Raw genomic sequence first — 5,203 nt, forward strand, 5'->3', positions numbered from 1 at the left:
TTGCATGACTGATCACGCATTGCTTCTGGTTAACCTGGGTTCACCTGCCTCCACGTCGGTGGCGGATGTACGCAGCTACCTCAATCAATTTCTGATGGACCCGTATGTGATCGACCTGCCATGGCCGGTGCGGCGCTTGCTGGTGTCGCTGATCCTGATCAAACGCCCGGAGCAGTCAGCCCACGCCTACGCGTCGATCTGGTGGGAGGAGGGCTCGCCCCTGGTGGTGCTCAGCCGTCGTCTGCAACAGGCCATGACGGCGCAGTGGACCCATGGTCCGGTGGAACTGGCGATGCGATACGGTGAGCCGTCGATCGAATCGAAACTGGTGCAACTGGCCGCCCAGGGCCACAAAAGGATCACCCTTGCGCCGCTTTATCCACAGTTCGCCGACAGCACCACCACGACGGTGATCGAAGAAGCCAAGCGCGTGATTCGCGAAAAAGGACTCGACCTGCAACTGTCGATTCTCCAGCCGTTCTACGATCAGCCGGAATACCTCGACGCCTTGGCCGCCAGCGCGAAGCCTTATTTGCTGCAGGATTACGATCACTTGTTGCTGAGCTTCCACGGTTTGCCGGAGCGGCACCTGACCAAGCTCGATCCGACGGGGAAGCATTGCTTCAAGAATGACGATTGCTGCAAGAATGCTTCGCCAGCGGTATTAGCCACCTGCTATCGCGCGCAATGCCTGCGCACGGCGGCAGAGTTTGCCAAGCGAATGGGCTTGCCGGACGGCAAGTGGTCGGTGTCGTTTCAGTCGCGTCTGGGCCGAGCCAAGTGGATCGAACCCTACACCGAAGCGCGCCTCGATGAATTGGCCAAAAGCGGCGTGAAGAAAATTCTGGTGATGTGCCCGGCATTCGTTGCCGATTGCATCGAGACGCTGGAAGAGATTGGTGATCGCGGGCTGGAGCAGTTCCGCGAAGCGGGAGGGGAGGAATTGGTGCTGGTGCCGTGCCTCAACGATGATCCGCAATGGGCGCGGGCGTTGAGTGCACTGTGCGAAAGAGCGCCGTTGGCCCTTTGATGATCGTTCCCACGCAGAGCGTGGGAACGATCAAGAACTCAAGCCATTACAGCAACGGCTCCTCCGCCTTCTTGTGCTTCCAGCTGTCATTGCCCGGCAGCAACAGGTTCAGCGCAATCGCCACCACAGCGCACAGCGCGATGCCTTTGAGGCCAAAGTCATCCTGGCCAGTCCCGGTGCCGACCAGCATACCGCCGATCCCGAACACCAGAGTCACCGACACAATCACCAGATTGCGCGCTTCGCCCAAATCGATCTTGTGGCGAATCAGCGTGTTCATGCCCACCGCCGCAATTGAACCGAACAACAGGCAGAGAATTCCGCCCATCACCGGCACTGGAATGCTTTGCAGCAGTGCGCCGAACTTGCCGATGAACGCCAGGCTGATGGCGAAGATCGCCGCCCAGGTCATGATTTTCGGGTTGTAGTTCTTGGTCAGCATCACCGCGCCGGTCACTTCGGCGTAGGTGGTGTTGGGTGGGCCGCCAAACAGGCCCGCTGCGGTGGTGGCAATGCCATCGCCGAGCAGCGTGCGGTGCAGGCCGGGTTTCTTCAGGTAATCGCGACCGGTCACGCTACCGACGGCAATCACGCCGCCGATGTGTTCGATGGCCGGGGCCAACGCGACCGGAACGATGAACAGAATCGCCTGCCAGTTGAACTCGGGCGCGGTGAAGTTCGGAATCGCAAACCACGGGGCGGCCGCAATCTTCGCGGTATCGACGACGCCGAAGTAGAAAGCCATGGCAAAACCGACCAGTACGCCGGAGATGATCGGCACCAGACGGAAAATGCCTTTGCCAAACACCGCGACGATCAGGGTGGTCAGCAGCGCGGGCATGGAGATGAGCATTGCCGTCTGGTAATGAATCAGCTCAGTGCCGTCGCCGGCCTTGCCCATCGCCATGTTGGCGGCAATCGGCGCCATGGCCAGGCCAATGGAGATGATCACCGGACCAATTACCACCGGTGGCAGCAGGCGGTCGATGAAACCGGTGCCTTTGATCTTCACGGCCAGGCCGAGGAAGGTATAGACGAAGCCTGCCGCCATCACGCCGCCCATGGTCGCCGCCAGGCCGAACTGACCCTTGGCAAGGATGATCGGGGTGATGAAGGCAAAGCTCGACGCCAGGAACACCGGCACCTGACGTCCGGTGACGATCTGAAACAAAATCGTCCCCAGGCCTGCGGTGAACAGCGCCACGTTGGGGTCGAGGCCGGTAATCAGGGGCATCAACACCAGCGCGCCGAAGGCCACGAACAGCATCTGAGCACCCGACAGCACCGTGCGCCAGAGCGGATCGTTGAACTCTTGCTGCATGCTCAAGCGTCCTTCTGCTTGGTACCGAAGATCTTGTCACCGGCATCGCCCAGGCCCGGGATGATGTAACCGTGTTCGTTCAGTTTTTCGTCAATGGAGGCGGTGTAGATGATCACGTCCGGGTGAGCCTTCTCCACAGCGGCGATGCCTTCCGGTGCGGCTACCAGCACCATGGCGCGGATCTCGCGGCAACCGGCCTTTTTCAGCAGGTCAATGGTGGCGACCATGGAGTTGCCGGTGGCGAGCATCGGGTCGATGATCATCGCCAGGCGCTCGTCGATTTCCGGGACCAGTTTTTCCAGATAGGTGTGCGCTTGCAGGGTTTCTTCGTTGCGGGCCACGCCCACGGCGCTGACTTTGGCGCCCGGGATCAGGCTCAGCACGCCTTCGAGCATGCCGATACCGGCGCGCAAAATCGGTACTACAGTAATTTTCTTGCCGGCGATTTTCTCGACCGACACCGTGCCGCACCAGCCTTCGATGTCGTAGGTCTCCAGCGGCAGGTCTTTGGTGGCTTCATAGGTCAGCAGGGCGCCGACTTCCTGAGCGAGCTCACGGAAATTCTTGGTGCTGATGTCTGCACGGCGCATAAGGCCAAGTTTATGACGGATCAGCGGGTGGCGGATCTCGAGGATGGGCATGGGAAAGGCTCCGGCGGCGGGCAAAAAAACCGGCCTAGATTAATCTATCCGAGGGTGTTGTCCTATAGACAATACAGTACGTTAGTCCACAAACGCTTGATCTGACCGGGCTTGATGCGTACCTTTGCCCGCTTTTCCTGAACCGTCCCTCCCTTTACCCCCTCCCTGGAGAGCACCATGTCCGCTGATCTCGAGCATATCCGTCAAATCATGCGAGAGGCTGACTGCCTGTACACCGAAGCTGAAGTCGAGGCGGCCATCGCCCGCGTCGGTGCGCAAATCAACGATCAACTGGCGGATTCCAACCCGGTGGTGTTCTGCGTGATGAACGGCGGCCTGATTTTCTCCGGCAAGCTGCTGACGTATCTGCACTTCCCGCTGGAAGCTTCTTATCTGCACGCCACCCGTTATCGCAACGAAACCAGCGGCGGCGACCTGTTCTGGAAAGCCAAGCCGGAAGTGTCATTCATCGACCGTGACGTGCTGATTATCGACGACATCCTCGACGAAGGTCACACCTTGGGCGCGATCATCGACTTCTGCAAACACGCCGGCGCGCGCAAGGTGCATACCGCCGTGCTGATCGACAAGGACCACGACCGCAAGGCTCGCCCGGACCTGAAAGCCGATTTCGTCGRCCTGCCGTGCATCGACCGTTACATCTTCGGTTACGGCATGGACTACAAAGGCTACTGGCGTAACGCTAACGGGATCTTTGCTGTTAAAGGAATGTAATCGATGGCCACGCCGCGCTTTCTGAATCAAACGCTGTTCACTGAATTGGCCGAGAAAGCTGCGGCTAATCCTCGTGGACGGCAGCACCACAACTTTCATCAGATGGAAGACGCCTGCCATCGCATGGCGGTGGGTTTGCAGCCGAGCACCTATATCCCGCCTCACCGGCACTTGGGCGAGAACAAGGACGAAACATTGCTGGTCCTGAAAGGACGCCTCGGGGTGTTGATCTTCGATGAGGCTGGCGGGGTGGTTAAAAAGCAAATCCTGCAAGCCGGTGGCGATTGTGTCGGCGTGGACCTGCCCACTGGTGTTTTTCACGGATTGGTGGTGCTGGAAGCCGACAGCCTGATGTTCGAGTGCAAGGCCGGTCCGTACCGCCCGGTGGGTGAAGGCGAACTGGCGGATTGGGCGCCTCGTGAAGGCGAGCCCGGTGTCGCCGAGTATCAGGCGTGGATGCTGTCACAATTCGATTGATCCCTTACCCCTGTGGGAGCGAGCCGCCCGGAGCCGGCTCACTCCCACAGGGAATCGCGTCTACAGCAGTATTTCCATATGCCCGTGATAAAGTGCCCGGCCTCGTCTTCGGAGCCCGTCATGAGCCTTTTGATTCGCAGCTTTGCCGCCTTGTTGCTGACCCTCAGCCTGCCACTGGCGGCCGCCCCGGCACCGATGCACGCACAGTTTCTGCCACCCGATGACCTGACCCTGCGCGACGCCGAGCCTGAGCAGCAACAACTCCTGCAGGTCACCGAGTATTCGGTGGTGGTGGGCAGCCAGCGCCAGTCCAATCAACAGCCGATTCCCGTCACGTCACCGTTGCTGATCCGCCTCAAGGGCAAATCTTTGAACAAGGGCGCGACCATCAACCAGGTGCTGGTCAACTTCGATGGCGAAAGCAAAAGCCTGAAAAAGCCGGTCTACGACGACAAAAGCAAAACCCTGACACTGTTTTACCCGCTGGCGCAGTACCGAGTGGTGATCGACTTGTTGCGCAATGACACGGTGTATTGCCAGTTCCTCAGCTATGCCAACGGCCATGTCTGGGCGGATTTGCACACCAGGGCCACTCGCACGCGTTGAGCCCGGCGCCAAGGGAGGGGTAAACTGCCCGCCCCGTGAAATGTCTGCGAGCTGGAGTCGGCAATGCGTAAAGATAAGAAGCAAGTGATTGGTGACGAGATCGGCGACGAGCAGATCAAGTTGTTCCTCGATTTCGAGCCAGTCGACGCCACTTCGCCGTCGCTGCACAAATTGATCAAGGCCTACCGTGGCCTGCGCATCGATGACTTCGAGCGATTTCTGACGTTCTTCGTCGAGGCAGGTCTGGACCTCAATGGCCAGGATGAACACGGCAATGACTTCGTTGCCCTGATCAAGGATCAGCGCAATGCGGCCGAGTACATTGAACTGATCGCCAAGGCCCGCGGTTAAGATCAAAAATTCGCAGCCTCGCTGCGCTCGACAGCTCCTACA

The 5,203-nt window shown here is 59.3% G+C and carries 7 protein-coding genes; 5 read left to right on the forward strand and 2 right to left on the reverse strand.

The window, feature by feature from the left end:
* Positions 1-4: 4 nt before the first annotated feature.
* Positions 5-1,030, forward strand: coding sequence for a ferrochelatase (gene hemH / locus AC1DSG_RS27195; protein ID WP_477793647.1), 1,026 nt, complete (start codon positions 5-7; stop codon positions 1,028-1,030).
* A gap of 46 nt (positions 1,031-1,076) precedes the next feature.
* Here hemH and AC1DSG_RS27200 read toward each other — a convergent pair whose 3' ends face one another.
* On the reverse strand, positions 1,077-2,351 hold the full coding sequence (locus tag AC1DSG_RS27200) for a uracil-xanthine permease family protein (protein WP_477793642.1): 1,275 nt from the start codon (positions 2,349-2,351) through the stop codon (positions 1,077-1,079).
* A 2-nt stretch (positions 2,352-2,353) separates the two neighbouring features.
* Positions 2,354-2,992 (reverse strand): uracil phosphoribosyltransferase, encoded by a 639-nt coding sequence (upp, locus tag AC1DSG_RS27205; protein ID WP_007942673.1) that lies wholly within the window; start codon positions 2,990-2,992, stop codon positions 2,354-2,356.
* Positions 2,993-3,169: 177 nt separating this feature from the next.
* Between upp and AC1DSG_RS27210 the strand changes: the two genes are divergently transcribed.
* From AC1DSG_RS27210 to AC1DSG_RS27225, 4 genes are all read left to right on the forward strand, one after another.
* Positions 3,170-3,727, forward strand: coding sequence for a hypoxanthine-guanine phosphoribosyltransferase (locus tag AC1DSG_RS27210; protein WP_477793643.1), 558 nt, complete (start codon positions 3,170-3,172; stop codon positions 3,725-3,727).
* Positions 3,728-3,730: 3 nt separating this feature from the next.
* Entirely contained in the window at positions 3,731-4,204 is a 474-nt protein-coding gene (locus AC1DSG_RS27215; protein WP_477793644.1) for a WbuC family cupin fold metalloprotein, read from the forward strand.
* A gap of 120 nt (positions 4,205-4,324) precedes the next feature.
* Positions 4,325-4,810 carry a hypothetical protein gene (locus tag AC1DSG_RS27220; RefSeq protein WP_477793645.1) on the forward strand — a complete coding sequence of 162 codons (486 nt, stop codon included), beginning with the start codon at positions 4,325-4,327 and terminating at the stop codon, positions 4,808-4,810.
* A gap of 63 nt (positions 4,811-4,873) precedes the next feature.
* Positions 4,874-5,161 (forward strand): PA4642 family protein, encoded by a 288-nt coding sequence (locus tag AC1DSG_RS27225; RefSeq protein WP_477793646.1) that lies wholly within the window; start codon positions 4,874-4,876, stop codon positions 5,159-5,161.
* Positions 5,162-5,203 lie beyond the last annotated feature (42 nt).

The organism is Pseudomonas sp. P5_A12 (assembly GCF_056400685.1).

Coding starts and splice junctions, on each gene's coding strand:
- AC1DSG_RS27215 (WP_477793644.1), top strand. CDS start 3,731: ATGGCCACGCCGCGCTTTCTGAATCAAACGCTGTTCACTGAATTGGCC.
- AC1DSG_RS27220 (WP_477793645.1), top strand. CDS start 4,325: ATGAGCCTTTTGATTCGCAGCTTTGCCGCCTTGTTGCTGACCCTCAGC.
- AC1DSG_RS27225 (WP_477793646.1), top strand. CDS start 4,874: ATGCGTAAAGATAAGAAGCAAGTGATTGGTGACGAGATCGGCGACGAG.
- AC1DSG_RS27200 (WP_477793642.1), bottom strand. CDS start 2,351: ATGCAGCAAGAGTTCAACGATCCGCTCTGGCGCACGGTGCTGTCGGGT.
- hemH (WP_477793647.1), top strand. CDS start 5: ATGACTGATCACGCATTGCTTCTGGTTAACCTGGGTTCACCTGCCTCC.
- upp (WP_007942673.1), bottom strand. CDS start 2,992: ATGCCCATCCTCGAGATCCGCCACCCGCTGATCCGTCATAAACTTGGC.